Below are 24,314 nucleotides of genomic sequence, written 5' to 3'. Positions count from 1 at the left end.
TAACCAATTTTTAGGTCACAAGATTTCTCGGCTTCCCCGCCCAAAACAGATCGATGTTCTCGAACAGTTGATCCGTGAGCCCTTGGACGGCCTCGCTGCTGGCCCAAGCCACATGTGGCGTGAGGATGAAGTCGGGCCGGTCGAGCAGGCGCATGAATGGATGATCGGCCCCCGGCGGTTCCGCTGTGACTACATCGAAGGCGGCGCCGGAGATCTGACCGGCGGTGAGCGCGTCAGCCAAGGCCTGCTCGTCTACGAGTCCACCCCGTGCTGTGTTGATGAGGAGTGGCCGGCGCTCCATGAGAGAGAATTCAGATACCGCGATCATGTTGCGGGTCGAAGGCATGAGCGGAGAGTGAAGTGTGATGATGTCGCTCTGGCGCAGTACGTCTTCGAAGGGGGTGTAGAGCGGCCCCATGCCCGTCGAGCCCTTGTAGGCGGAGAACAGCACCCGCATGCCAAAGCCGCGGGCAATATCGGCAACGGCCCGTCCCAGCACTCCGTCGCCGATAATGCCGAGAGTGGAGCTGGCAAGATCGCGGATTGGATGATCGAAGAAACAGAACTGTCCTGCCTCCTGCCAGCGCCCCCGGCGGACCGCATCTGCGTAAGCCAGGATGCTGCGTCGCAGGGCCAGGATTAGCGCGAAGGTGTGTTCAGGCACGGTGTTCACCGCGTAGTTGCGGATGTTGCACACGGCGACCCCACGCTCCGCACAGGCCGCGACATCAACCACGTCGTATCCGGTAGCGGCGACGGCAACCAGCTTGAGATTGCGTGCTTGCGCAATCGCTTCCTGTCTCACAGGCGCCTTGTTGGTGATCACGATGTCGGCATCGGCAATTCGGTCCGCGACCTCACCCGGAGCAGTCTTGCCATAGGTGATCAACTCATGCGGAAAGGAAGACGTCCGCAGCTTTGTCTCAGGCGAGAGTGTCTCGCGGTCGAGGAACACAATTCGTGCCGGAGTACGGGACAAGGCCTCAGTCATGCGACACTACTTTCTGCACATCAGTTGCGGCGATCCATACGGCGCACGTGAGGTTTGGAATCGCCCTGAAAAACTCCCCCTGCCCTCGCCGGGAAGAATGAAGGACCGGAAGCTGACGTCCCCGGCCCTCTGTGATTTACGGAGCCGTCAGTAGAGTCCGAGGAGTCTGATTGGCCCTAAGGTCAGAACTGGGAACAGAACCAGCGCCAGGATTGCGGCGGTCAGGATCAGCACCGGCACCATGGATCCGCGGATGACATCCTCGATCGACATCTTAGCTACCTGCGAAACCGCGAAGAGGCACACGCCGACAGGCGGCGTCACCAAGCCCAGGGTGAGCGTGATGACCATCACGATCAGGAAGTGCATCGGATCGATGCCCATCTTGAGAGCGGGGGGCAGCAACACCGGAATGAGGATGAACATGGCCGCAATCGCATCCATGAACATTCCAACCACGATCAGGAACAAGAAGATCAGGAACAACGCCATCGTCGGACCGGTGCTGATACCGGCCAGGAACTCGGCGACTTGAACCGGCAACCCGTCGAAGGCGAACACCCAGGCTGCGAGTTTTGCAGTTGCTGCGATGAACAGGATCGTACCGGACGCGCGAGCAGTCTCAACGAGGATATTCCAGATCTCGAGGGGAGGGATCGTGCGATAAACGATCACCGACAGCAGCATCGTATATACAACCGCGATAGCGGCAGCTTCGGTCGGTGTGAAGAACCCGTTGACGATGCCGCCGAGCAGGATGACAGGCGTGAGCATCGGCAGGATGGCGCGAAGCCCTGTTGTTACAACGAGGCGGAAATTAAACGGCGAAGGCGGGTTGTAGCCGTAATGCACCGCGTAGAAATGGTTAAATACCATGAACACGAAGGCGATGAACAGGCCAGGGATCAAGCCAGCCACCAGCAACGTTCCGATCGACACGTTAGCGATTGAGCCTGCGATCACCACCAAGATGGATGGGGGGATGATGGAGGATAGCGTTGAAGTGACCAGGGTCATGCCGACCGCATAGCCCTTCGGAAAACCATGCCGCTCCATGGCCTTGATTTCGATAGCACCCACCGATGCAATATCAGCGACAGACGATCCAGAGATACCGCCGAAGATCACGGAGGAGACCACGTTCACGTGACCCAGGCCGCCAGGCATCCAGCCGACCATCGCTTCGGCGAAGTCAAAGATGCGCTCAGCCACGCGTCCCCGCTCCATGAAGTGTCCGACGAGGATGAAGAGCGGCACCGCCACGAGCAGGAAGGAGTTCATCGCCGAGAACATGCTCTGCGACAGCAGATCGATCGGCGTTGAGGTGAACATCATGATGACCGCGGCGCTGGCAAGACCAAGCGCCACCGCCAAAGGAACACCGAGGGCTGACAATCCGAGAAAGAGAAGAAGAAGCGCAATGCTCATGACGAATGCCCTTTCGAAACGTAAACGTCAGGCTCCTCAAGGTCAACCTGCGGAGGGACACCGACTTCCGGAAGCGCGATGAGATCCCGGTTCGTCTTCAGCGATTCAAAAATGGCCAGAATGGCCAGAATGGCCGAGATCGGCATGATCAGCCCAATCACCCACATCGGAATGGGCAAAGTCGCCGTCTCTTCGTTCATCATGATCTGTAGATTGACAAGGCTGAGCCCAGTCCATCCCATGAGAACAAAGAACAAAATCGAAGAAATGACATAGATCGGGACAGCGAGTCGCCGGAACACACCTGGGATTGCGGCGATGAACACCACGACCCTCGCGCTTTCGACGGTCCGGAAACCTGCCGCCAGCCCAAGGAAAACCATCCAGACAAAGAGATAGCGGGTGGCCTCTTCTGACCAGGAAACGGGACTGCCAATCAGGCGGCTCACAACCTGCACCAGCACCACGATCAAGATGCCAGCGGCCGTCGCTCCAGCCGCGAAATCGGCTGTGAGTTTAACAAACTTGCCAAGAAGTGACGGTTGATGAGCCATGGCACCAACTCCCTAATCGGCGCCGGCCGCAAGTGCGGCCAGCGCTCTTGGATGAAGTCGATTTTTATTGCTTGCCGACAGCCGCAATGGTGCGGTCGAAGAAAGCCTGATCCTTCACTAACTGTGCGAAGGTGGGGAACAACTCCTTGGCAACAGCTGCGAAGGCTTTCTGCTGCTCGGGCGTGAGGCGCTCGACCTTCATGCCCTTTTCGGTCAGTGTCGCGATTGACTTGCCTTCATCGGCGGCATCGTTCTCAACCTTCCAGGCCTCGGCCTCGACAGCGGCCTGCTTGATAGCCGCCTTCTGGTCCTCAGGAAGCGCCTTATACTTGGCGGGGTTGATGCCGAGCACCCAACCATCCGCCATGTGGTTGCTCATGGTGGCGTAGGATTGGACCTCGTAGAACTTAGCCGTGACCGGAATGTTGATCGGGTTCTCCTGCCCGTCGATGACCTTCAGCTGCAGAGCGTTGTAAACCTCAGCAAAGGCCATGGGAGTCGGAGCCGCCCCCATCTTTTTGAAGAACTCGACCCAGAGAGGATTGTTCGGCACACGGAACTTCAGACCGGCCAAGTCCTGCGGGCTCGTGATCGGCTTGCGGGAATTGGTCATCTGCCGGAACGGCCGCGGCCACAGGCCAAGCCCCTGAATGCCGATCTTGTTCAAGTCGGCAACAAGCTCCTGCCCCATCGGCCCCGAGAGGTAGGAGCGGAGCTGGGCAGTGTCGGTGAAGAGGTACGGAACTGAAATCGCCGTAAACTTCGGGTTGAAATTGGCATAGAGCGAGGTCGAGAGAAGCAGCATATCGAGCGATCCGCCCGCGAGCTGCTTCACCGCCGCTGAAGGATCGCCGCCATAGAGCTGGCCGTTCGGGAACACTTTGACCGTGACCTTGCCGCCTGTCTTCTGCGACACGAGCTCGGCAAATTTGTTGGCTGCCAGAGTGATCTCGGAATTGTCCGGATCAGGCGTCGAAAGGGTAAAGTTGGTCTGAGCGCTTGCTGCGGTCGCAGCGATCATCACGGCGGCTGTGGCCAAGCCACGAATCATCGACTTCAGCATTCTTGTCTCCTCCATTGAATTGTTATGCTGTTCTTATTGGTTATACCAAAAAGCTAGACGAACACGCAGCACTTGGCAAGCATTGTCTGAATTGGCCTAACCAATTGTCAATCCGGGCAATGATTGCGGGAAATGTTCTGGTCTTCTCTGGGGTCAGCGCAAGATGTGTTCCTGATTGAGCGCCGGCATTATCAACCAAAGACAGCTACTTTCGAGAGAAGGTCGATCCCGCCAGCCTTCGTTCGGCGCATCTCCCGTCCGATGGCGAAGCGAAACACCGCTGGGAGCTGCAGGGCAGGCGGTATTCTCGCCCACAGGGTTCTGGTCACCGGCCGTCCCTTGCGCGTTCGTCGTGGCGCTTGTCCGGTGACCACACGCTGTGACCACCGAAAGCCGATTTCATTGAAGTAGAGATCCGCGTGATGCGGGCTGATGTGATGGAACACGCCAGAGACCGTGCGACGGATCCGGTCGTTGAAGCCCTCGGCTGAGTTGATGTGAACCGGACCACGCGCGTACTCGCGAGCCTTATGGTGAACCGTGTCATGAGCTGCAAAGGCACTGCCCAAGGACACGAAGGCTTTCCATTCATCACTCATCAGATGGGCGCTAGGATCGACGGCTTCCGTGAGAACCCGATCGGCTTCGGACTCTGAGAGATCCTCGATCACCGCTGCTCGAACCTCCCCAGACGGCGCACCGACGCTTACATCCGGCGGCCGCTGCACGGCCACAAGCGCCGGTGTTTTCAAGGTTTTCGGCTGGCCTTTGCGTCCACGCCCGGGTGGAGAATAGTTCTTCTCCCGCCGCGGCTTGCTACCCACATAGAGCCCGTCGATCTCAACGACACCATCCAGGGCCTGCTCGCGCCCAACCATTAGGCGCAGGGCATGTCCCATGCGCCAGGCGGTCGGCTGGCTGACGCCGAGCGCTTCCGCCAAGCGGATTGACGAGATGCCCTTGTCCGACTGCAGCATCAGCCACAGGCCGGACAGCCAGACCCGAAGGGGAAGCTTCGTCGCGTGCAGGGGCGTGCGGGTGGTGACGGTGAACTGAAACCGGCAGGTGACGTCCGAGCACTGATACAGCCCGGGCCGTGCACGCTTCCCATTCTCCCGGCCCATCAGGGCAATGGAGCGGCGATAGCCGCAGGCGGGGCAAATCCTCCCATTGGGCCAGACCATCGCCTCGAGCAATCGCCGGCAATGGTCCTCGTTCCGGAAGGCTCGGACCATGTCCGGCACGGTGGTGATCCTCGCCAGTACCTCACGCACAGACACTTCCATCGCGACCTCCCGTCGATAACGTGATCAGAATCTCACGCAAAAGTTTCGCTGCAAAGGAAAAGCTGTGTTTGGTTGATAATGCCGGCGTATAATCAGGAACAGATCTTGTGCTGACCCCCGTTTGCAAGCAGGCTCAGGGGCAATGAACTCTCCATCGCTCTCAGCCTGCGGTTGTCGCAGCCCGATGGCAGCTTCGGAGGCGTGGTGGTCAGCGGGATATCCCTGTCCAAGATCCACGACCGGCTGAAGGGGTTGGACATGGGTCGGGACGGATCGATCACCCTGTTTCGCGACGATGGCATCGTGCTGGTCCGGCAGCCGTATCTTGAACGCCAGATCAATCAGGACCTAAGCGACACCCCAAACGTGCAGCGCTTCATCCGGGAGAGCTCGGGCACCTTCGACGGAACGGCGGCGCTCGACGGAGTCCGTCGACTCTACACCTTCAAGCGCATCGACGGGCTTCCCCTGTTCTTGACCGTCTCGAAGGGCGTGGACGAGTTCCTAGCTCCCTGGAGGCAGAAGGCCCTCATCCAGAGCGGGCTCACGCTCCTGCTCTGCGCCGCCGTGATGGGCCTGACCTACCTGTTCCAGCGCGAGTTGCGCCGCCGCACGAGCGCCGAGGCGAAGCTCGTACAGTTGGCCAGCACAGACGACCTCACCGGATTGGCCAACCGCCGCACGTTTCGGGAGTTCTTCGAAAGGGAGCGCCGCCAGGCGATCCGCACCGGGTCCTGGCTGTCGCTGCTCTACGTCGACGCCGACTTCTTCAAGGCCTACAACGACCACTATGGCCATGGCAAAGGCGACGATCTTCTTTGCGCGATTGCGAGCACGCTTAAGGAACACGTGGAGCGTCCGCGCGATCTGGCCGCGCGGTATGGTGGGGAGGAGTTCACCGTCCTGCTGCCGGACACGGATCCGTCTGGCGCCCGGATGATCGCCGAGGAGATCCGCGAGGCCATTATGTTGATGGGCATCGAGCACAAGCGCAACTCCCATGGCTTGGCTACCGTCAGCATCGGCATCGCCTCGGCGCGGCCTTCGCTCTCAACGCCTGCAGATACCCTGCTCGAGGCTGCCGACAACGCCCTGTACCAAGCTAAGGCCGCGGGTCGAAACTGCGTGCGCCTGCATCACACAACGCTGGCCGTCGTCCACCCAGTTGAAGCGAAGGCTGAATGAGCCGGGTCCGTCCTCAACCCCGGGCCGGGTGGAGGCTTGTGGGACGACGTCACCCACAGCCCGCTGATGGGCGGGCCGGAGGAACTCAGGGAAAATGCAACGCAAGCCCTCTTGAAGCCTGAACTCTGGCTCCCTACTCTCGAATCCGTGCGGACCGGGCCCCTCTGACGATCAGCAATGCCGGTCGTGATGTCGGGCCGCACCGAGCGCGCTCGGTGCCAAGGGCCAGTTCCATCGCCACGGCTGCGAGCGCTCTCGTGAGAACAACTCACAAGAGGAGAGCCCTATGCAGTCCCGTACCATCCAGCGTCTCAAGAATCTCCATGAAAAAGTGGATCTTCAGCTCATCCGCGAACTCAAGTCCCGTTTGCCTAACAGGAGTGAGGTCGTGCGGCTGAAGAAGATGAAGCTGGCGCTGAAGGACCGCATCGCCGCCCTGAGCGCGGCCACGCCCAACCCTCAGACTGCCTGACGCTAACGGTAGGCCGGAGACATGTGCTCCGGCCTACCGCCATTTCAGTCTGGAAGGAGGGTTGCCCTGCGTTTCAGTGTTCCTCTTCGTCCGAGGATTGATCAGCAAGCCTTTTGATCTCGAACACCGCAGCCGTGACAAAGGCAGAGCCGACGAGGATCGCCACAACAGTCGCGAAGGTTCCTTCCTGGACGCCTGGGTTCAGCCCTACCAGCGGGATCAGCAGCAAAGCCGGAATACCAAGGGTGATGGCGGCAAGGAGGTAGACTGGATTCGTCGATCCCTGAGCCTCATCGCTCTTACGTGTCCTGCGCGCTGCTCTCTCTTGGGCCCAGACCTTCACACGTCCCGAGGCACCTCTCGCCCGTTCTGACGCAGCCTGAAAGCGTGGGGCCCACACTCTGATAGCTTGTTGAGCCGTATCTTCGAGGCCGGCACGGAAGGAGCTTCTGCTATCCTCTCGGCGATCCGACTTAAGCTCGTGGGCTATTGGCTGATGCTGGGTTGGTTCTTGCTTTAGGGCGGCACGCATCTCCGCACTCCCATTGGGCAGAGGTGGATTATCGAAAGGGTCCTGATCGGCTTTCCCGGAGGCAGGGGCATCCGCAAATGCAACCGTTTGCACGGGTGGCAGGGGTTCCTTTCCACACTCGCTACAGGGTGCTTGCTGATCCACCGCGTTCGGAGAGCCTTCCATGATGAGGCTGCGGGCTCTTGCGGGAGTTTCACCTTGGATTAACGGACGAGTGGAGACATCATCGCCTTCTGCCGCTATCATCACACCGCTGGATCCCCCGCCGCTCAGGACGTCCAGAGCCATCTCAGCTTTCCGCTTCGAAGCAACACGAGGCTTACGGGCAGTGTCTGAGCGCGCTGCTGCACCCTCATCTTTCTGCGGTTTGGTGTTGCCACGTTGACGTGGTTGCTTCGGCTCTTTGCTCATACCGAGATCACGAGCGGAGACCTTGGCATTTTGATGACTTTTACCATGAGCCTCTTCAATGGAGCCCATTTAGAGGCCAAAAGCAGAGACAAGCCTTGTGTGAGATGCCACCAGAGACGAGACATTTCATTCAACCCGCCTCAGCATCCCATTCGGAATGGCACTGAGAGCCTAACGAGAGGCAGGAGCAGGAGGTTTAGTGTCGGCTGGCAGCAAACTGTACGGCTGCTATCGCGGGCGGATCCCCCTGACGGAGCAGGATCAAGTCGCGACGCTCGATACCCTGAATACCCCTCGTCGGACAATGGATCGCCCTATGTCTGAGCTTGGCTTGCGGATCGCGAACACAGCTAGCGGCAGTGGTCTGGTTGAGGGCCCAACAGCGGCCGATACCGCTCGACGGGCCGGCCATATGCAGGATGCGCTCGCGTCCACCAGACAGTACGACCCTGAGGACGTGCGCTTTCAATTGAGTATTGGGGATGCGTGTCGGGGACGAGGTGAGGATCGTCGCGCGTATGCAACCGAGGCCCCTTCGAGCCATCCGGTCAGATAGGTGGAGGGAACCGTGCTGAACGGCTCAAGGCGTCGCGTGCCATCGCGGCCAGCCTTTCAGTGTCCGACGCCAGGCGCTCCACGTCCAGCCAGCGGCTCCAGTCCGGCAAGATGCTCCAGGCGGGATCGCCCGGATAAGCCAGCGGCAGGCGGTAATGAAACACGGGCCGGGGACCGATCTTCTCGTGCGGCAGCAGGGAGCGCACCCGCTCCCGGTCGAAATGAGCGAGGAGCGGCAGCAGGTCGAGCGCCCGCCGGCGGGTCGGGTTCGCGGCCAGGTAGTCCCTGGTCAGATCCGCGACGCTGGGGCGGTAGTCCGGATGCAGGACAAGACGCTTGTAGTCGTGAGGATAGTCGGGAGGGAGGATCAGGGCGAGCCGCCGCCTTCCGCGGGCGATGGCGCCCCGGAAGTGGTCGCTAAGGAGGAGGAAGGCTTTTAGGTAGGCCGTCACCGTCTCGGCATCGAGGGACGGCGGATCGATGTTGAAGTGCAGCCCGAGCGCATCCCACAGCACCACGCCGCGCCCGCGGGCTCCGGCCGCCTGCAGGCTTGCGACGGCCGCGTCGACCTCCGGCAATCGGGCGACGGGTAGAGGGACTGTAATCAACTCGCGCGGGACGAAGGGCTCGACAAGGGTTCCGAGCCAGGCAGCGGCCCTCGGAGGCAGCCTCAGGCGGAGGTTGGGATAGCGCGCCGGATGAGCGTACCGCAGGTCGGTCTCAACCAACAGATTGCCAATCCGGGTTCCATTGATCCTGAACGCGTGCGGATCCTCGGAGGAGATCGATCCTCCGAGATCACGCGCAAGGGCATCCGCGGCGGCATTGGCGGTCAGGCCCATGAACTCGATCTCGACCCCTACGTGACGCATCCGGCCCTCAGCTGTCAGAAGGGCGAGAGGAGCCACTGCCGCGAAATCATGCGTAGGATCTTGATCGGCCCCAGGGCATGAGACGGACATCACTTTGATCCAGGGACCGGTCGGACAAGACCGTGTCCGATCCTGTTGCGGGGATGGTGAGCTGCCGCCCCCCTTACGGGAGGATGGCGGCAGCGGCGAAGGACGAGGCGGCCAGGAAGGCAGCGACGGCCGAGGCGAGTGCCGCCCGCCCGTTCAGGAGCTGGTTGCGGTTGATCGCCACGACGAGGCGGTTGAGGTCGGCGGCGTCCAGCTCCTCGTAGCGGCTGACGCGCCGCACCGTGCGGCGGCAGGACTGCCACCAGAGGAACGCCGCCACGAGGGCAGCCACCATGGCGGCGATTTCAAGGCCTGTGAGAAGAAGGGTCATTGTCTTGGAGGTCGTTTCGCCTCGATCTATCGGTCGTGTTCAAGTTCACTCGTCAATGCCGGGCAACTGCAACGGCCGCCCGGCTACGCGAACCCGGCTCATGAGCCGGGCCGGAAAACGGTGCCGTCGACCGGCTGCGACGGGTGCGTGCGATCGAGATGCTCGCGCAGGAGCGCCATGTTGCGCAGATTCGAGCGGTAGAACACATCGCCGACCCAGCCCACAAGCGGGATTGCGCTGATCACGAAGTCGACCCCGACGTTCCGGCACATGCGCAGGAGCGTGCCCGTCGGCACGCCGAGGCGACGCGCCTCCCAGATCAGGTAGGCCGACACGCCCTTCGACGTCAGCGTGCCGACACCCGGAATGAGGTTCAGGAGCGCGTCTGCGCCGAGGCGAACGTTCGTCCCCGGCACACGGACGGCGCTATCGAGCAACCGCGCCAGCGCATCAAGGCGCGCGCGGGTCTCATCCACGCGGAATGAGGCATCGCTGAAGGGTGAAGTATAGGTGTAGGACGTCACAGTCGTCTCCCAGATGCGGAGCATGCACCATGCTGCTCCTCAGGTGAGAGAGTCCGACATCGCAGCCTCGGGAAGGCTGCCAGAGGGGCCCGGACCCCGGTGACCAAGAGGTGGGAAGGACGTTCCTGGCTTTCAAGTCTCGGTCAGTGCCCGAATGAATATCCTTCCGAGCGCCTCGTAGCTGTCGGGACGCCCTCGGACGCCGCAGTGCCGGCGGTGGTGCAATTGGGGACGAACGGAGCACATTGATGTCCCCTCTGACGGTCCGTGAGCCGCAGCATTCCCCATACGTCGGCGCACGAGCGCGGACTTGAGAGAATCCACTCACCTTCGTGTCTATCAGACAGGCAGCCTTTGCCTCTAGGATCTATCCGTAACCACGGTCATGCGTGATCCGACCCCGGCGTGGCCCGTCCGCCTCGCGCACGCTGGTTCCGCTCGATTTCGACGACTGATCCCACTGGCTGGACCTGTGCCGGGCCGGCCAGCTGTTTCAGTTCGGCTTCGTCGAGGGTTTCCTTCTCCAGCAGACGGCGCGCCGTCCGCTCCAGAAGCTCGCGGCGATCCTGCAGGAGAGCGACCGTCCGGTCGAAGACCCGGTCGACATTCGCCCTCACCTCCTCGTCGACCGCAGCTGCGGTCGCGTCCGAGTAGGAGCGCTCGCGCGCCCCGCTGGCGAGCGGATTCGGGCTCAAGTAAGAGCGCTCGTCCTTCTCCAGCGCTACATTCCCGAGCTTATCCGACATGCCATAACGGGTCACCATCGCGCGGGCGATGTCCGTCACGCGCGCTAGATCGTCCGCCGCTCCAGTCGACAGATGGCCGAAGACAAGCAGCTCGGCGGCGCGTCCGCCGAGCAGGACCGCCATCTTGTTCTCCAGCTCCTCACGGGTCATGAGGAAACGATCTTCGGTCGGCCGCTGGATCGTGTAGCCAAGAGCGCCGACGCCGCGCGGGATGATCGACACCTTGTGCACCGGATCGACCCCGGGCAGGGCCATGGCGACGAGCGCATGGCCCATCTCATGATAGGCCACGACCTCGCGCTCCCGCGGGTTCAGGAGGCGGTTTCGCTTTTCAAGGCCGGCGACGATCCGCTCGACCGCATTGTTGAAGTCGGCCATGGTGACGGCATCGGCACTGCGGCGGGTAGCCAGCAGCGCCGCCTCGTTGACGAGGTTGGCGAGATCTGCGCCGGTGAAACCCGGCGTGAGCGCCGCCACCTTCTCGGGATCGACATCGCGCGCCAGTTTCGCCTTGCGCATGTGAACCTCAAGGATCTGGACGCGGCCCTTTTTGTCCGGCCTGTCCACCAGCACCTGCCGGTCGAAGCGCCCGGCACGCAGCAGGGCCGGGTCGAGGATCTCGGGCCGGTTCGTGGCTCCGAGCAGCACGAGGCCAGCGCGCGAGTCGAAGCCGTCGAGCTCCACGAGGAGCTGGTTGAGGGTCTGCTCCTTCTCATCATGCCCGCCCGCCAACCCACCGATGCCGCGGGCACGGCCGAGGGCATCGAGCTCGTCGATGAAGATGATGGCCGGCGCCTTCTCGCGGGCCTGCTGGAAGAGGTCGCGAACCCGCGCCGCGCCGACGCCGACGAACATCTCCACGAACTCCGAGCCGGAGATGGAGAAGAACGGAACCTTGGCCTCGCCCGCCACCGCCTTGGCAAGCAGCGTCTTACCGGTTCCCGGTGGGCCCACCAGCAGCACGCCTTTGGGCATGCGCCCGCCCAGGCGGCCGTACTCGTCCGGGTTCCTTAGGAACTCGACGACCTCGCGCAGCTCATCCTTGGCCTCATCGACGCCAGCGACATCGTCGAAGCGTACGCCCGTGTCGGCCTCGACGTAGATCTTGGCCTTGCTCTTGCCGATCTGCATCAGCCCGCCGCCCAAGCCGCTTTTCCCGACCATCCGGCGCATCAGAAAGGCCCAAAGGCCGAAGAAGACCAGCACGGGCAGCACCCAGGACAGGATATCCCGGAGCAGCGTGCTCTCGATCTGGCCTGTAAAGGCGACGCCGTACTGCTGCAGCTCCTGTGCGAGGTCCGGATCGACGCGGGTGGTGGCGAACTGGCTCTGGCCGCCGGGAAGCGGCTCCTTCAGCCGCCCTTGGATGAAGCGGTCGGAGATGCCGATCTCGGCCACCTTGCCGTCCCTGAGCAGTTGCTGGAACTGGCTGTAGGGGATCGGCGCGATCTGCTGAGCGGTGCTGAAGACGTACTGGATCACCAGGATGCCGAGAAAAGCGGCAACCCAATACCAAGTGTTGAAGCTCTTAGCTTTGTCCATCGCGATGCCTCACAGGGGCGGATTGCCGACATGGGCTCTTGGAACCGGAGGATTAACGCGCAAAGCCCGGGATGGAGCCCATGCCCCCCTTTCCCCGTGAGCCACCGTCGACGAGGCGGGCGACCGTTCAGTCCGTCGTCATCGTCTGTCTCAACGCATCACGATGGAAGGCGCCCAGACGCGGACGCACCTGCGCCGCATGATCCGGCAATCCGGAGCGGTGCAGATCGGCCGTAAGCTTCGCCACGATGTCCTCATCGCCGGCCACCTGGTGGTCGGCGGCGTGCACCGCAAACACGTAGGCCGTCAGCTCGGGCCCGCTCAGGCCCATGAGGGATCCGGCCCATAGCCCCGCGAGCACATTGCGGCGCGCAACGACGTTGTCCCGGGTGTCCTCGTCAGGGCACCAGTCCATCCCCAGGTGTGCCTGGCCTGTCCAAGTTGCATCGAGAGGAGAAAACGCGTTCATCGATCGGATCCTTTCCTGACGATCAGAAGCGATGGAGGCCGGCTGCGATCTGCAGCTCCGCACGGCGTTCCAGCTCGCGCAACTGCTCACGGATGCTGCGCTCCTTCATCGCAACGCCGCGGGTGGAAAAGTCCGCAGCGATCTTGGCGACGACATCGTCGACGCCGGGGTGCTGCAGATCAGCGAAGTGAACGCTCCAGGCGTAATCCTCGGCCTCGACCCCGGACAGTCCGAGACACTCGGCAGCCCACAGCCCCACCAGCATATTGCGGCGGGCGGTCACCCCATGCCGCGTATCGTAGTCGGCCAGGACAGCTTCAGGACGCGTCATTTCATTCAGATCGATGTAAGCCATGGTAGCTCCTCCAGTGGGACGTGGTCGCAGAAGACGGTCCTGAGGGATCAGGCGCGGGCACGATGAAGACTGACAGAGCGTGCCCCCTTCTCGATGCCGCGAAGTCCGTCCCGCTCCGAGCAGTTGGGGATCGGGTGGGGAGCGCTTCAAGCTCCCCGGCGACGATGATCTCCATCGGGAAAATCAATGGTCTCGAGCGAATGTTGCCGACAGGCCGTCGGCTTCCGCTTCACCGCAACGCCTGCAGCAGGCCCCGCAGGCTGAGAAAGACGATGACAGCTCCGACCAGGAGCATGAGCGGACGGTCGGGAACCTTGCGCGTGACCAGCGCCGCGAACGGCGCCGCCAGGACGCCGCCCAGCACCAAGCCGGCGATCGTCGGCCAGAGCTCCAGCCCGATCGTCACGACGAAGGTGGCTGTGATGACGCTTGTGACGAAGAACTCGGCGAGGTTGGCGGACCCAATCGCCAGGCGCGGCGCCACGCCATGCCCGATCAGAGTGGAGGTCACCATGGCGCCCCAGCCGCCGCCTCCGATCGCATCCAGGAACCCGCCGCCGAGGCCAAGGGGACCGACATGCCTCAGGGGCGGCTTCAAGGGTGCATCCTCCGGTCCCTCGGATCGCCCTCGCAATGCCCGCCAGAGGATGAGCCCGCCCATGATCAGGAGGTATCCGCTGACCAGGGGTCGGACCACGGCGCCGGGCAGGAAGGTAAGCAGGTAAGCTCCCAGGATGCCGCCGCACACCCCGGCGGTCGCCAGACGGCGGAACAGCGCCCGGTCGACGTTGCCGAGCCGCCAATGGGCGGCACCCGACGCGCCGGTCGTGAACACCTCGGCGGCATGGACGCTGGCGCTGGCGACCGAAGGCGTGACGCCCAGGCTCAGGAGCACGGCCGTCGCCGTCACGCCGTAGGCCATGCCCAGGGCGCCGTCGATGACCTGCGCCGCGAAGCCGACGGCGGCGAAGAGCATCACATCCTCCCACATCGTACCTCTCCTTCGGACGCGCCGGCGTCATGGGCCTCGATCATTCGCCATATTCGGCAATAGGTCGAGACTCCGTCCCGGTGGCGGCCTAAGGCCCCGGATACCCAGCGGAGCGAACGATGTGCTCCGCCAGCAGCTCGGCCACGAAGGTGTGCGGGACGCCGAGGGCAATGAGCGGCGGAGGCGTTGGCATGACCGTTCACATCACCATCCGTGCGCCGATGGGCAATCCTGATCAAAAGCCGGCTGAGTTGGAGACTACCCCTATCGTGCTGCACCAGTATCGTGGCGGACGCCGCCCTCCTCCGGCTTTCCGATGCAGGATATTGGCAGAACTCATCAATCTGCTGCTGCGCCATTGCTATATTGGCTCTGCCATCACCCGCACCGATGTGGATGTGGCAGGTCGACATGGAGCACGACGATGCGAATTTCACCTCCTCCGAAGATTCCGGTCATCGGGTACTCGGTTCTCGGTGCGGCCGCCCTCCTCTTCGTCGTGCCTTGGGCTCCAGGCCTCTCGGCCGAAGCCGTCCCGGCCTGGAGCCTGTGGGCGGTCGCCGCTCTGACGGCAGCTTGCGGAGCCTACGCGGTCCTGGTGGCAAGACGGCAGGCGGCATGGGCGCTCCTCGCCCTGGTCGCCTGGCTCTTCGTGGCGCCTTGGATGCTCGGCTTCACCGCTTCCGTCATGGCCTTCTGGGCGCATGTCGCCGCCAGCCTCGGCCTCGCGGCCCTGGCTACGGCAATCGGGTGGCAGAGCAGCAAGGATGACACGTCCGTGGCGGCATAGGAGCCCACTCGAGAAGTTCCCAACCGCCCCGGAACGCACGGCCTGCCGGCGGAGGCAGGACCAGGACCGATCGGCAGGCCGTGCACACCGGATCAACGAAAGGAGACAGCCGATGCGCCCCAACCAGCGCGAGATTGCAAAATGCGGTCGTCCTCTCTGCGTCGACCGCGACACGGAAACGGACCTCATCGCCCGCCGCAACATCCTGACGGGCTTGTGGGCGGCGAGAGTTCTCAGGCTGCCCGTCGAGAACCATGCCGCATACGCCTGGAGCTTGCATTTTGCCGATTTCGAGCAGCCCGGGGACGAGGACATCCTAGGCCGGTTGGTCATGGACATGAAGCGGGGTGGAGTCGCCATGTCCTACAGGCGGCTGCGGCGCGAGCTCAGGGCGAACGAACTTCGCGCTTTCTTCCAGATCACGCTCGTGTGCGGAAGGACCCCCGAGCACCCAAGAACCCGAATGAGCCGAGGAGAGGCCCATTAAACGCTGCCCTTATGGGCTGGATGGTACCCGGGCTGGCTTCATCGGCTCCAGCATCTCGACACCACGCAGACACAGGAGAAGACACATGGCCACCCTTGCCGGGCTCCCTGCCGTACGCATTTACCCTGCGGAACTCCAGTCCCTGCTGCAATCGTCCCTGGCTGACCTAGCCGACGTCGACTTCATGCATCAACGCGACATCGAGGCGGTCAGGAACACTCCCTCGGAGGAGGCGCTAAAGCAGGCCACGATCCGGAAGCTGCAACTGCGGCACGAGGAGCGGCGGAAGCCGTATGTCCGGCAGCTCGAGGCCTTGGAGGAACGCATCAGGGCCTCGGCGGCCTTAGCAGACCACTAGACCACCTACAGCAGCGGCGGCCATGACCAGCGTGGGCAGCGGGTGCCGGCAGGCGAGATCCCGCCCCGGCGGACGGGTTCAGTTCGATGGAGGTTTGGAGTTTCCGAACAGCGTGAGTATCCTGGAAAAGGTGCCTGATTCTTAGCCGACCCCAGCGACAGGAGAATTGATGCGTGTTTACAAGTTCTTCTCTCGGGTCGGCTTACTTCTTGTCCTGTGGTGGGTGCTTGTCGAAGCCAATCCGGCCTCGCTCGTCTTCGGGGCAATCGCAGCGGTGGCAGCGACTTTCCTCAGCCTGACGCTCTATCCCGTCGACCAGGCAGGGATTCGTGCGTGGCGCCTCGTTCCGCTTCTCGGCTGGCTCTGCGTCCAGGGGCTCCGGGGCGGGCTCGACGTCGCGTGGCGCGCGATCCATCCGCGCCTGCCGGTCGAGCCGGTCTGGACAAAGCTTCGGCTGACCATCGACCATGCGGCGGCGAACTCCCTTCTGGGCGGAATGATCAGCGTCCTTCCCGGGTCACTGGCGGCCGGTCCGGCCAACGGCGTGATGGATCTCCACCTTCTTCATGGTCCCAGCTTCGATCCCCTCGAATTCGAGAGGGATCAGCGTCGCGTGCTCGGTCTCTTCGACCGGCGAATTGAACTGGCTGGGACCCCTAATGCATGACGCGTTCACCTTCGCCGCGGTGATCCTGCTGGTGACCGTGGCGGCGGCGCTGGTGCGCTGCTGGAAAGGTCCGGCGCGCGTGGACCGGATCATGGCAGCCCAGCTGGTGGGCACCGGCGTGATTGGGATAGCCGTCGCGCTGGGGACGGCCCGACGGGACCCGGCGATGCTGGACGCCGCGCTGACGGGAACGCTTCTGGCGGCGGTCCTCGTATCCGCTTTCGTGCGCGGCAGCCCGTCGGCCGGGGCGCGGCCCGAACGACCCGACCGTGCGCAGGGGACGGAGGAGTCCTCGTGACCTGGACCGACTTGGCCGTCCGTCTGCTGCTGTTCTTGGGGCTCTTCTTCTACGCGGCCGGAACGATTGGGCTTCTGCGCTTTCCCGACGCAGCCTCGCGCCTGCACGCGCTGACCAAAGCCGACAATGTCGGGCTGGGCTTCGTCGCCCTGGCGGCGGCGCTGCAATGGGGCTCGGTTGCCGTCGCCGCTAAGATCGCCGCGGTTTGGCTGTTCGCTATTTTGGCCGCTGGCACAAGTGCGCAACTGATGGCTCGCATGGCCAAGCAGGAGGACCGCGACGGATCATGACCTCCGCCTTCGAGCTCATTCTCTGCCTCATGATCCTCGGAACGGCCTGCGTCGCGCTGTTCATGCGCGACTTCCTGGCGGCGGTTGCCTTCTTCGTCGTCTTCGGTAACCTGATGGGATTGGCCTGGTTGACGCTGGGGGCGGTGAATGTCGCGCTGGCCGAGATCGCGATCGGCGCCGGGGTCACGGGCGTGCTGCTTGTTCTGTCTCGAAGCCGGTTGCTTGCGCTTGGCGAGGAGATATCTTGCGGCCCGGCGAAGCCCTGGCTGAGGCTAGGGGCGGCCGCGGCTTGTTCCGTCTTCACGGCCGTCTTGGCCGCGGCGGTCCTCTCGATCGCGCCGGATGATGGCCTAGCCCCGGTCATCGACGGGCTCATGCCGCTAATCGGGGTGGAAAACCCGGTGACGGGAGTTCTGCTGGCCTTTCGCGCCTATGACACTCTGCTCGAATCCTTTGTCCTGCTGGGCGCCTTGGTCGCCATCTGGTCGCTGGCGGCCCCGGCCGCCTGGCCGCGTGCCCCGGCAGCCCTGCGGATGACTGACCCTGCCGCGCTCAACGTGGCGGGATCATTCGGCCGGCTCCTGCTTCCGGTCGCACTTGTGATGGCCGCCTATCTCGTCTGGGTTGGTTCCGACGATCCGGGCGGGGCCTTCCAGGGGGGCACGGTGCTGGCCGGCGGGTTCCTGTTCGCAGCTATGGGAGGCGCCATCGGGCTGCCGCGCAGCGACAATTCGGCGCTTCGCTGGTCCCTGGTGGCGGGGCCGCTCGTGTTCCTGGCCATCGGTCTAGCAGGCGCGGCACTGGGGCGGTTCCTTGCCTACCCGGAGGGCACGGCCAAGGCTTTGATCGTGACCATCGAATATTCCCTGGCGCTCTCGATCGGAGTGACGTTAGCGCTGCTCGTCGCCGGCCCCCCCGCTACGACGGAGACAGGCTTGTGACGATATCCACGTCGCTTGGCCATCTGTTCCCGCTGACAGGGGCCGCGCTGGTCGGGTTGGGGCTTTTCGGCTTCATTAGCCTGCGCCATCCTCTTCGGCAGCTTCTGGCCGTCAACGTTATCGGCGCCGGCATCTTCCTAATCCTAGGGGGATTGGGGCGGGGCGAGGGCGTCACCGATCCCTATCCGCAGGCGCTTGTCATCACAGGCATCGTGGTGTCGGTCGCCCTGACCGCAGTGGGGGCCGCGATGATCACGCGCCTGGCCGAGGAGCGCCGCGCCGCGGGAACCGCATCGGACCAGCCGAAAGACCAGGGTCCATGAGCCCGCTCGACCTGCTTGTGGCCGCGCCGTTGGCCTTCATGGTGGCCTCGCTCGTCGTTGGGCGGGGCGGACGCTGGCTGATCCTGGCCGCCAGCCCGGCGATGCTGGCTCTGTCGGCCTGGCTCGTGGCCCTTCCCCCCGACGCGGCCCACCTGGTCGGCGACTGGGAGCTTCCGCTCGGCATCCTGCTGCGCGCTGACGGCGTCGCGCGGCTTCTGGTGCCCGCCACATCCCTCTGTTTCGTGGCGGTCGGGCTCTACGCATGGCATGAATTCTCGCCGAAATCGGGGCGCGAGACGGCGCGCGCCCACACCTTCTGGCCCTTGCTCTATCTGATGTGGGGCGGCTCGAACGCGGGCTATCTGACGACGGATCTGTTCAACCTGTATGTGACGATCGAGATGGTCAGCTTGGCCGCCGTTGCGATGGCCGCGATGGGCTCGCTCGCAGCCGGGCTGCAGTATTTCCTGATCGCGCTCGTCGGCTCGCTGGCCTATTTGCTGGGGGTCGCGCTGCTGGCAGCCCACTATGACACGGTGGATGCCACCCTGCTGGCGATCCACGCGCGGCCCGATCTGCCAACCCTGCTGGCGATCACCGTCATGACCGCGGGACTTCTGGTCAAAACGGCGCTGTTTCCGCTGCACGGCTGGCTGCCCCCCGCCCATGCCGCCGCCCCTGCCCCAGCCAGCGCTCTGCTGTCCGCGGTCGTCGTCAAGCTGGGCTTCGTGATCATCCTGCGGCTCTGGTTCGAGGCCTTCGCCGAGGTCGTCCGCCCAGCGGCGATGCATCTTCTGGGGGGCATGGGCGCGCTTGCGATCCTTTACGGCTCGATCCAGGCGATCCGGCAAGAGCGGCTGAAGTCCTTAGTGGCCTATTCGACGGTGGCGCAGCTAGGTTATCTGTTCCTGGCCTTTCCCCTGATCTCGAATGCCCCTAATCCCGCCGAGCCCTGGGCCGCGGTGCTGGTGCACGCGGTCGCCCACATGCTCGCCAAGGCCGCCATGTTCTTGGCCGCGGGGTTGATGCTCAAGGCCGTCGCGGGCGAGCGCATCAGCGACCTGGCGGGCCTCGCCCGCGCGATGCCCCTGTCGGTCACCGCCTTCGCGCTGGCGGCGATCTCGCTCACGGGGCTGCCCCCGTCGGGCGGGTTCACCGCGAAGTTCCTTCTGCTGCACGCCGCTATCGAACAGGGCAGTGTGGTCTACGCGGCCGTTCTCGTGATCGGCGGCCTGCTCGGGGCCGTCTACCTGTTCAGGCCGCTCTCGGTGGCGTGCAGCGGAAGCGCCGCGCCGGTCGTCAAGGCCGAGGCGCCCCTGCGGGTCGCGGCGCCGCTGGCGCTGGCGGCGCTGGCCGTTGCCTTGGGATTTGCCGGCATGATGCTGATCGAGCTATCTTCTCTGTCGGCTCCGCCCGCGGCCGCAGGTCCCCTTCCCGCTGAGCCTGGCCGATGATGACGGCCGTGCCCCTCGCGCTCGTGCTTCTGCCGCTGATCCCGGCGATCATCAGCTTCGCGCTGCCCGAACGCCTGGCGGGCTGGCGCAATGCCGCGAACCTGTTCGTCGCGTTGATCAAGGTCCTGATCGTCGCCGATCTTCTGCGGCAGGTCCGCAGCGGCGTCGATCTGGAATGGCGCTACACCATCCTGCCGGGCCACGACTTCCTGCTGCGGGTGGACACGCTGGCGCTGCTGTTCGTGAGCCTGTCGGTCTTTCTGTGGCTCGTCACCACCATCTATGCCATCGGCTATTTCGGGCGCGGGCCGAACCTCGCCCGGTTCTTCGGCTTCTTCAATCTCTGCGTCCTTGCGGCCACCGGGGTGGCACTCTCGGGGACGGCCGTCACCTTCTTCCTGTTCTACGAACTTCTCACGCTGGCCACCTGGCCGCTGGTCGTCCACAACGGGGACGAGAAATCCCTGCGTGCGGGCCGCATCTACTTGGCCTACACGCTGGCGGGCAGCGCCGCGTTCCTGGTCGGCATCTTGTGGCTGAAGACGCTGGTCGGGTCGATCGAGTTCACTGCGCCGCCCGACCTTTCCGCGGTCCCGCCCCTGACCCTGACGCTGATCTTCGTGCTGTGTGTGGGCGGGCTGGGGGTGAAGGCCGCGCTCGTCCCCTTTCACGGCTGGCTTCCTGCGGCCATGGCGGCGCCGGCGCCGGTCAGCGCCCTTCTGCACGCGGTCGCAGTCGTGAAGGCGGGCGCATTCGGCATCGTGCGGATGATCTATGACGTCTACGGCATCGGGACCGTGGCCGAGCTCGGGCTCGGCCCGCCTCTGGCTGCCCTTGCCTCGTTTACGATCCTCTACGGCTCGCTGCGCGCGGTCATGCAGACCGAGATCAAGAAGCGCCTGGCCTATTCGACCGTCAGTCAGGTCAGCTACATTGTGCTGGGCGCCAGCCTTGTGGGGCCTTTCGCGGTCATCGGGGGCTTGGTCCACCTGGTGCACCAGGGGATCATGAAGATCACGCTCTTCCTGTGCGCGGGCGCGTTGTCGAACCGCCTGGGGATCAAGGCCGTCGCCGATCTCGACGGCGCAGGGCGGCGAATGCCGGTGACCATGGCGGCCTTCTCGATCGGTGCGCTCGGGATGATCGGGGTGCCGCCGGTGGCTGGTTTCATCTCCAAGTGGTATCTGGGAATTGGCGGGCTGCAGTCGGACGCCTCCTGGGTCGTGGCCGTTTTAGCAGGATCGTCTCTGCTCAACGCCGCCTATTTCCTGCCGATGCTCTATCGCGCCTGGCTTCTTCCCCCGCCGGAACAGGCGGCGTTCCGGGAACTGGGTACGGCCAGCGACCGGATGCTGGTGCTGCCGGCGGTTGTGACCGCGGCGGCTTCCCTGGCAGCCGGCGTCTTCGCCTCCTCTTCGTTCAGCCCCCTGACCTGGGCCAAGCTCATCGCCGAGATGGGGTATCTGAAATGACGGCGGATCTCGCGCTTCTCCTGCCGCTGGCGGCGGTCTGGCCGCTCGTCCTGGCGGTGTTCTGCCTAGTGCCGGCCTGGGGCTCGCGCATGATCGCGCTGCTACCCCTCGCTCCCGTGCCGGCGCTGTGCGCGGCGATTCTGGCGCCGCGCGACCAAGTCGTCCGGACCCCCGGTATCCTGCTGGACGGAGGCCTGGCGCTGAGCGACACGGGCGCCGTGTTTCTGGGCGGCGCGGCCGTCCTGTGGATCTGCGCGGGGGCCTATGCGGTGCGCTCCATGGGATCGGACTCGCGGCCGGCCGCCTTCGCACTGTTCTGGAACGTCGTCCTGGTCGGCAATCTGGGGGTGTTCATCGCCGCCGACATCGTCAGCTTCTACGTCTTCTTCGCCCTTGTCTCGCTAATGGCCTACCCCCTCGTCATCCACGACCGGAAGCCCGCCTCACTGCGGGCCGGGACCGCATATGTCGTTCTTGCGGTGATCGGCGAGACGGCCCTTCTGGCCGCATTCATGCTGGCTTCGCACGGGGCGGGCGGGTCGCTATGGATCGGGGACGTCCGCGCCGGCTTTGGCCTGCCCGGGTCCTCTCCAGCGATCCTGTGGCTTCTGATCCTGGGATTCGGAATCAAGGCGGGGCTGATGCCGCTGCATGTCTGGCTTCCCGTGGCCCACCCCGCCGCGCCGGTACCGGCCTCGGCCGTCCTGTCCGGCGCCATTGTAAAGGCAGGCATCTTCGGCCTGCTGACGTTTCTGCCCTTCGGCGTGTCCGCCCCCGTGGAAGGCACGACACTGGCGCTACTGGGCTTTGGAGGGCTGTTCGGCGGCGCGCTGCTCGGGCTCGCCCAGCCGGGGGGCAAGGCAGTGCTTGCCTATTCCACGGTCAGCCAGATGGGGCTGGTGATGGGCGCCCTGGGTGCGGCGCTTGCGGCTGGCGTGCCCGCGGCGGTGGTCCTGCCGGCCGTGGCGCTTTACGCGCTGAGCCACGGGCTGGCAAAGGGAGGGCTGTTCCTTTCCTATGGCCTCGCGCCGTGGTGCGCCAAGGGCTGGCGCTGGGGGCTTCTCGCCCTCGTCCTCGTGCTGGCGCTGTCCATCGCCGGACTGCCCTTCACGGCGGGCGCGCTCGCCAAGTCAGCGATCAAGGGACCCGCCGGGCCGTTCGGCGCCACGCTCATTGGTCTGTCCGCCCTGACCTCGGCGCTGGTGCTGGCGCGCTTCCTCGCGCTCCTTCCCGCCGCCCGGGCCGGCAACGATCGTCCGCCCCTCCTGCTTGCCCTGCCGGTACTGGCGCTCGCCAGCGCGGCGCTTGTTCTGCCGATGGTCCTGCATCCCACCGTCGCAGGTAAGACGCCGTTCGCCGCGACGACGCTGCTCGGCCTGCTGGAAAGCACGTGGCCGCTAGCGCTCGCGGGGCTTCTCGTGATCGGCGCCGTTGCGCTCGGCCTGAAGCCCCCCTCCCTGCCGGAAGGGGATCTTCTGGATCCGATGCGGCGATCGGCGGCTGCAGCGCATACCGCCTTCCAGGCCGCTGTCCGAGCCGGTTCCGCGTCAATGCGCAGCTCCCCGGAGCGGTCTGGAACCGCTTGGAGAGACAATCTCGCTAAGGTGGAGGTCACGGTGAGGGACCGGACCTCCCTCGCCGTTTTCCTGCTCGTTGTCATGGGTGCGCTTCTGGCGGCCTTCCTGGGCTGATGCGCGGGACGGTCCGAACCGATCATCCCCGCCGCAGTTTCCGGGAGCCCGCATAGATCACGCCGGCGGTCAGTAGGGTCAGCGGCACCACGAACGTCGTCATCGCCCTGGTGTAGGTTTCCAGGGCATCGTGCTGTTCGGCCGCAAGGATGAGGTAGCCGACGTAAAAGACGTAATAGGCCAAGAAGACCACGCCTTCCCAGCGGGCAATCTCGCGGCCGGTCAGGAGGATCGGCAGGCAGGCGACGGCGGTGGCCAGCATCACCCAGGCGTCAAAGGCGAGGATCGACGGCGCCACGGTAATCCCCGCGCCCCCCGCGGCCAAGCCCGACAGGCCGAGGCAGCCCAGAATGTTGAAGACGTTGCTGCCCACGACATTGCCGACCGCGATGTCGCGGTTGCCCCGGACGGCGGCGGTGATCGAGGTGGCCACCTCGGGCAGCGACGTGCCCGCCGCCACGATGGTCAGGCCAACGATCAGGTCGCTAACCCCCAAGGCTATGGCGAAGGACACGGCGGCAGCGACGAGCAGCCGCGAGCCGGCCACGAGGCAGGCGAGCCCGACAAGGATCATGGCCGCCTGCGCCAGCCGCGACCCGCTCCCGGAGGAACCGTCCACGACTGTGCCTTCTAGCCCTTCGTCCGGCACGCGCCGGTTCGCCCGCCACGACTGGACTACGAGAAAGGCGGTATAGCCGACGAGCAGGGCCAACAGCAGCGCGGCCTCGGCCGTGCTGATCACGCGGTCGCGCAGCATTACGAGGAGGAGCGTGCTCACGCCGATCATGATCGGAACCTCCTGGCGGATCACCTGCCGGTTTACGATCAGGGGGGTGACCAGCGCGCTCACCCCCAGAATGAACAGTACATTGAAGATGTTGCTGCCTACCACGTTGCCGATGGCGATGTCGGTCTGCCCACCCAGAACCGCCCCGACCGAGACGGCAACCTCCGGCGCCGAAGTGCCGAAGGCCACGACTGTGAGGCCGACCACCAGCGGCGACAGCCCCAGCGATAGCGCCAGGCGGGAGGCGCCTTTCACCAGGATCTCGGCCCCGACGACCAGCAGGACGAGCCCGCCCAGGAAGAAGATGATGTCCACGTGAAGGATCCAGTGCTTTTCCCGTCGAGCTATCTCATCCGCTTCGG

General features: G+C 64.3%; 27 protein-coding genes. 13 read left to right on the top strand and 14 right to left on the bottom strand.

Annotated elements, in window-relative coordinates; all coding sequences use genetic code 11:
* Window positions 1-10 precede the first annotated feature (10 nt).
* From BLP10_RS15980 to BLP10_RS15960, 5 genes are all read right to left on the bottom strand, one after another.
* Window positions 11-991, bottom strand: coding sequence for a D-2-hydroxyacid dehydrogenase (locus tag BLP10_RS15980; protein ID WP_091136764.1), 981 nt, complete (start codon window positions 989-991; stop codon window positions 11-13).
* 147 nt (window positions 992-1,138) lie between these two features.
* Window positions 1,139-2,419 (bottom strand): TRAP transporter large permease, encoded by a 1,281-nt coding sequence (locus tag BLP10_RS15975; RefSeq protein ID WP_091136761.1) that lies wholly within the window; start codon window positions 2,417-2,419, stop codon window positions 1,139-1,141.
* On the bottom strand, window positions 2,416-2,973 hold the full coding sequence (locus BLP10_RS15970) for a TRAP transporter small permease (RefSeq protein ID WP_091136759.1): 558 nt from the start codon (window positions 2,971-2,973) through the stop codon (window positions 2,416-2,418). Before BLP10_RS15970 ends, BLP10_RS15975 begins: the two co-directional genes overlap by 4 nt.
* A gap of 64 nt (window positions 2,974-3,037) precedes the next feature.
* On the bottom strand, window positions 3,038-4,036 hold the full coding sequence (locus BLP10_RS15965) for a DctP family TRAP transporter solute-binding subunit (RefSeq protein WP_091136756.1): 999 nt from the start codon (window positions 4,034-4,036) through the stop codon (window positions 3,038-3,040).
* 191 nt (window positions 4,037-4,227) lie between these two features.
* Window positions 4,228-5,322, bottom strand: coding sequence for an IS1595 family transposase (locus BLP10_RS15960; protein ID WP_091136753.1), 1,095 nt, complete (start codon window positions 5,320-5,322; stop codon window positions 4,228-4,230).
* Window positions 5,323-5,493: 171 nt separating this feature from the next.
* Between BLP10_RS15960 and BLP10_RS15955 the strand changes: the two genes are divergently transcribed.
* Together BLP10_RS15955 and BLP10_RS15950 are read left to right on the top strand one after the other, a co-directional pair.
* Window positions 5,494-6,507, top strand: coding sequence for a sensor domain-containing diguanylate cyclase (locus BLP10_RS15955; protein WP_091136750.1), 1,014 nt, complete (start codon window positions 5,494-5,496; stop codon window positions 6,505-6,507).
* 286 nt (window positions 6,508-6,793) lie between these two features.
* A complete protein-coding gene (locus BLP10_RS15950) occupies window positions 6,794-6,979 on the top strand; it encodes an HP1242/YdcH family protein (RefSeq protein ID WP_091136748.1) in 186 nt (61 codons plus the stop codon).
* A gap of 73 nt (window positions 6,980-7,052) precedes the next feature.
* On the opposite strand, the gene BLP10_RS15945 is transcribed toward BLP10_RS15950, so the two are convergent.
* The 8 genes from BLP10_RS15945 to BLP10_RS15910 form a co-directional block, all read right to left on the bottom strand.
* Window positions 7,053-7,799, bottom strand: a complete 747-nt coding sequence (locus BLP10_RS15945) for a hypothetical protein (protein WP_091136746.1) — start codon at window positions 7,797-7,799, stop codon at window positions 7,053-7,055.
* A gap of 671 nt (window positions 7,800-8,470) precedes the next feature.
* Window positions 8,471-9,349 carry an amidoligase family protein gene (locus BLP10_RS15940; RefSeq protein WP_244510579.1) on the bottom strand — a complete coding sequence of 293 codons (879 nt, stop codon included), beginning with the start codon at window positions 9,347-9,349 and terminating at the stop codon, window positions 8,471-8,473.
* 163 nt (window positions 9,350-9,512) lie between these two features.
* Complete coding sequence (locus BLP10_RS15935) at window positions 9,513-9,767, bottom strand: hypothetical protein (RefSeq protein ID WP_091136741.1); 255 nt, start codon at window positions 9,765-9,767, stop codon at window positions 9,513-9,515.
* A 98-nt stretch (window positions 9,768-9,865) separates the two neighbouring features.
* On the bottom strand, window positions 9,866-10,315 hold the full coding sequence (locus tag BLP10_RS15930; protein WP_091136739.1) for a DUF4112 domain-containing protein: 450 nt from the start codon (window positions 10,313-10,315) through the stop codon (window positions 9,866-9,868).
* Window positions 10,316-10,674: 359 nt separating this feature from the next.
* The gene (gene ftsH, locus BLP10_RS15925; protein WP_091136737.1) at window positions 10,675-12,579 is read right to left on the bottom strand and encodes an ATP-dependent zinc metalloprotease FtsH; all 1,905 of its coding nucleotides are present in this window, start codon (window positions 12,577-12,579) and stop codon (window positions 10,675-10,677) included.
* A 127-nt stretch (window positions 12,580-12,706) separates the two neighbouring features.
* Window positions 12,707-13,048, bottom strand: a complete 342-nt coding sequence (locus BLP10_RS15920) for an ATPase inhibitor subunit zeta (protein WP_091136735.1) — start codon at window positions 13,046-13,048, stop codon at window positions 12,707-12,709.
* A gap of 22 nt (window positions 13,049-13,070) precedes the next feature.
* Window positions 13,071-13,403, bottom strand: coding sequence for an ATPase inhibitor subunit zeta (locus tag BLP10_RS15915; protein WP_091136733.1), 333 nt, complete (start codon window positions 13,401-13,403; stop codon window positions 13,071-13,073).
* 229 nt (window positions 13,404-13,632) lie between these two features.
* Window positions 13,633-14,394 carry a sulfite exporter TauE/SafE family protein gene (locus tag BLP10_RS15910; protein ID WP_091136730.1) on the bottom strand — a complete coding sequence of 254 codons (762 nt, stop codon included), beginning with the start codon at window positions 14,392-14,394 and terminating at the stop codon, window positions 13,633-13,635.
* Window positions 14,395-14,818: 424 nt separating this feature from the next.
* Here BLP10_RS15910 and BLP10_RS15905 point away from each other — a divergent pair, with 424 nt between their 5' ends.
* From BLP10_RS15905 to BLP10_RS15855, 11 genes are all read left to right on the top strand, one after another.
* Window positions 14,819-15,184 carry an SPW repeat domain-containing protein gene (locus BLP10_RS15905; RefSeq protein ID WP_091136727.1) on the top strand — a complete coding sequence of 122 codons (366 nt, stop codon included), beginning with the start codon at window positions 14,819-14,821 and terminating at the stop codon, window positions 15,182-15,184.
* 112 nt (window positions 15,185-15,296) lie between these two features.
* A complete protein-coding gene (locus tag BLP10_RS15900; protein ID WP_175493938.1) occupies window positions 15,297-15,671 on the top strand; it encodes an ATPase inhibitor subunit zeta in 375 nt (124 codons plus the stop codon).
* 85 nt (window positions 15,672-15,756) lie between these two features.
* Window positions 15,757-16,029: a hypothetical protein gene (locus BLP10_RS15895; protein WP_091136723.1), complete on the top strand. Its 273-nt coding sequence runs from the start codon at window positions 15,757-15,759 to the stop codon at window positions 16,027-16,029.
* 169 nt (window positions 16,030-16,198) lie between these two features.
* Entirely contained in the window at window positions 16,199-16,696 is a 498-nt protein-coding gene (locus BLP10_RS15890; protein ID WP_091136720.1) for a Na+/H+ antiporter subunit E, read from the top strand.
* Window positions 16,689-16,994: an MrpF/PhaF family protein gene (locus BLP10_RS15885; RefSeq protein ID WP_091136718.1), complete on the top strand. Its 306-nt coding sequence runs from the start codon at window positions 16,689-16,691 to the stop codon at window positions 16,992-16,994. The genes BLP10_RS15890 and BLP10_RS15885 overlap by 8 nt, the downstream gene beginning before the upstream one ends.
* Window positions 16,991-17,284 carry a monovalent cation/H(+) antiporter subunit G gene (locus BLP10_RS15880; protein WP_091136715.1) on the top strand — a complete coding sequence of 98 codons (294 nt, stop codon included), beginning with the start codon at window positions 16,991-16,993 and terminating at the stop codon, window positions 17,282-17,284. Before BLP10_RS15885 ends, BLP10_RS15880 begins: the two co-directional genes overlap by 4 nt.
* A complete protein-coding gene (locus BLP10_RS15875) occupies window positions 17,281-18,225 on the top strand; it encodes an MnhB domain-containing protein (protein WP_091136712.1) in 945 nt (314 codons plus the stop codon). Before BLP10_RS15880 ends, BLP10_RS15875 begins: the two co-directional genes overlap by 4 nt.
* Complete coding sequence (locus BLP10_RS15870) at window positions 18,222-18,548, top strand: NADH-quinone oxidoreductase subunit K (RefSeq protein ID WP_244510577.1); 327 nt, start codon at window positions 18,222-18,224, stop codon at window positions 18,546-18,548. The genes BLP10_RS15875 and BLP10_RS15870 overlap by 4 nt, the downstream gene beginning before the upstream one ends.
* The gene (locus tag BLP10_RS15865; RefSeq protein WP_091136710.1) at window positions 18,545-20,002 is read left to right on the top strand and encodes a complex I subunit 5 family protein; all 1,458 of its coding nucleotides are present in this window, start codon (window positions 18,545-18,547) and stop codon (window positions 20,000-20,002) included. The genes BLP10_RS15870 and BLP10_RS15865 overlap by 4 nt, the downstream gene beginning before the upstream one ends.
* Window positions 19,999-21,474, top strand: a complete 1,476-nt coding sequence (locus tag BLP10_RS15860) for a complex I subunit 5 family protein (protein ID WP_244510576.1) — start codon at window positions 19,999-20,001, stop codon at window positions 21,472-21,474. The genes BLP10_RS15865 and BLP10_RS15860 overlap by 4 nt, the downstream gene beginning before the upstream one ends.
* Window positions 21,471-23,165, top strand: coding sequence for a complex I subunit 5 family protein (locus tag BLP10_RS15855; protein WP_091136707.1), 1,695 nt, complete (start codon window positions 21,471-21,473; stop codon window positions 23,163-23,165). The genes BLP10_RS15860 and BLP10_RS15855 overlap by 4 nt, the downstream gene beginning before the upstream one ends.
* Window positions 23,166-23,187: 22 nt before the next feature.
* Here the strand turns inward: BLP10_RS15855 and BLP10_RS15850 are convergent, their stop codons facing one another.
* On the bottom strand, window positions 23,188-24,267 hold the full coding sequence (locus BLP10_RS15850; RefSeq protein WP_091136948.1) for a calcium/sodium antiporter: 1,080 nt from the start codon (window positions 24,265-24,267) through the stop codon (window positions 23,188-23,190).
* Window positions 24,268-24,314 lie beyond the last annotated feature (47 nt).

This window comes from Microvirga guangxiensis (assembly GCF_900102135.1).
GTDB classification, from domain to species: Bacteria; Pseudomonadota; Alphaproteobacteria; order Rhizobiales; family Beijerinckiaceae; genus Microvirga; species Microvirga guangxiensis.
The sequence above is the reverse complement of the archived record's forward strand: the minus strand, read 5'-3'. Positions and strand labels throughout refer to the sequence as shown.

What these genes read in the sequence shown, in the direction of transcription:
- BLP10_RS15980 (WP_091136764.1), bottom strand. Translation starts at nt 991, where the DNA reads ATGACTGAGGCCTTGTCCCGTACTCCGGCACGAATTGTGTTCCTCGAC.
- BLP10_RS15975 (WP_091136761.1), bottom strand. Translation starts at nt 2,419, where the DNA reads ATGAGCATTGCGCTTCTTCTTCTCTTTCTCGGATTGTCAGCCCTCGGT.
- BLP10_RS15970 (WP_091136759.1), bottom strand. Translation starts at nt 2,973, where the DNA reads ATGGCTCATCAACCGTCACTTCTTGGCAAGTTTGTTAAACTCACAGCC.
- BLP10_RS15965 (WP_091136756.1), bottom strand. Translation starts at nt 4,036, where the DNA reads ATGCTGAAGTCGATGATTCGTGGCTTGGCCACAGCCGCCGTGATGATC.
- BLP10_RS15960 (WP_091136753.1), bottom strand. Translation starts at nt 5,322, where the DNA reads ATGGAAGTGTCTGTGCGTGAGGTACTGGCGAGGATCACCACCGTGCCG.
- BLP10_RS15950 (WP_091136748.1), top strand. Translation starts at nt 6,794, where the DNA reads ATGCAGTCCCGTACCATCCAGCGTCTCAAGAATCTCCATGAAAAAGTG.
- BLP10_RS15945 (WP_091136746.1), bottom strand. Translation starts at nt 7,799, where the DNA reads ATGGCTCTGGACGTCCTGAGCGGCGGGGGATCCAGCGGTGTGATGATA.
- BLP10_RS15940 (WP_244510579.1), bottom strand. Translation starts at nt 9,349, where the DNA reads ATGCGTCACGTAGGGGTCGAGATCGAGTTCATGGGCCTGACCGCCAAT.
- BLP10_RS15935 (WP_091136741.1), bottom strand. Translation starts at nt 9,767, where the DNA reads ATGACCCTTCTTCTCACAGGCCTTGAAATCGCCGCCATGGTGGCTGCC.
- BLP10_RS15930 (WP_091136739.1), bottom strand. Translation starts at nt 10,315, where the DNA reads ATGCTCCGCATCTGGGAGACGACTGTGACGTCCTACACCTATACTTCA.
- ftsH (WP_091136737.1), bottom strand. Translation starts at nt 12,579, where the DNA reads ATGGACAAAGCTAAGAGCTTCAACACTTGGTATTGGGTTGCCGCTTTT.
- BLP10_RS15920 (WP_091136735.1), bottom strand. Translation starts at nt 13,048, where the DNA reads ATGAACGCGTTTTCTCCTCTCGATGCAACTTGGACAGGCCAGGCACAC.
- BLP10_RS15915 (WP_091136733.1), bottom strand. Translation starts at nt 13,403, where the DNA reads ATGGCTTACATCGATCTGAATGAAATGACGCGTCCTGAAGCTGTCCTG.
- BLP10_RS15910 (WP_091136730.1), bottom strand. Translation starts at nt 14,394, where the DNA reads ATGTGGGAGGATGTGATGCTCTTCGCCGCCGTCGGCTTCGCGGCGCAG.
- BLP10_RS15905 (WP_091136727.1), top strand. Translation starts at nt 14,819, where the DNA reads ATGCGAATTTCACCTCCTCCGAAGATTCCGGTCATCGGGTACTCGGTT.
- BLP10_RS15900 (WP_175493938.1), top strand. Translation starts at nt 15,297, where the DNA reads ATGCGCCCCAACCAGCGCGAGATTGCAAAATGCGGTCGTCCTCTCTGC.
- BLP10_RS15895 (WP_091136723.1), top strand. Translation starts at nt 15,757, where the DNA reads ATGGCCACCCTTGCCGGGCTCCCTGCCGTACGCATTTACCCTGCGGAA.
- BLP10_RS15890 (WP_091136720.1), top strand. Translation starts at nt 16,199, where the DNA reads ATGCGTGTTTACAAGTTCTTCTCTCGGGTCGGCTTACTTCTTGTCCTG.
- BLP10_RS15885 (WP_091136718.1), top strand. Translation starts at nt 16,689, where the DNA reads ATGCATGACGCGTTCACCTTCGCCGCGGTGATCCTGCTGGTGACCGTG.
- BLP10_RS15875 (WP_091136712.1), top strand. Translation starts at nt 17,281, where the DNA reads ATGACCTCCGCCTTCGAGCTCATTCTCTGCCTCATGATCCTCGGAACG.
- BLP10_RS15865 (WP_091136710.1), top strand. Translation starts at nt 18,545, where the DNA reads ATGAGCCCGCTCGACCTGCTTGTGGCCGCGCCGTTGGCCTTCATGGTG.
- BLP10_RS15860 (WP_244510576.1), top strand. Translation starts at nt 19,999, where the DNA reads ATGATGACGGCCGTGCCCCTCGCGCTCGTGCTTCTGCCGCTGATCCCG.
- BLP10_RS15855 (WP_091136707.1), top strand. Translation starts at nt 21,471, where the DNA reads ATGACGGCGGATCTCGCGCTTCTCCTGCCGCTGGCGGCGGTCTGGCCG.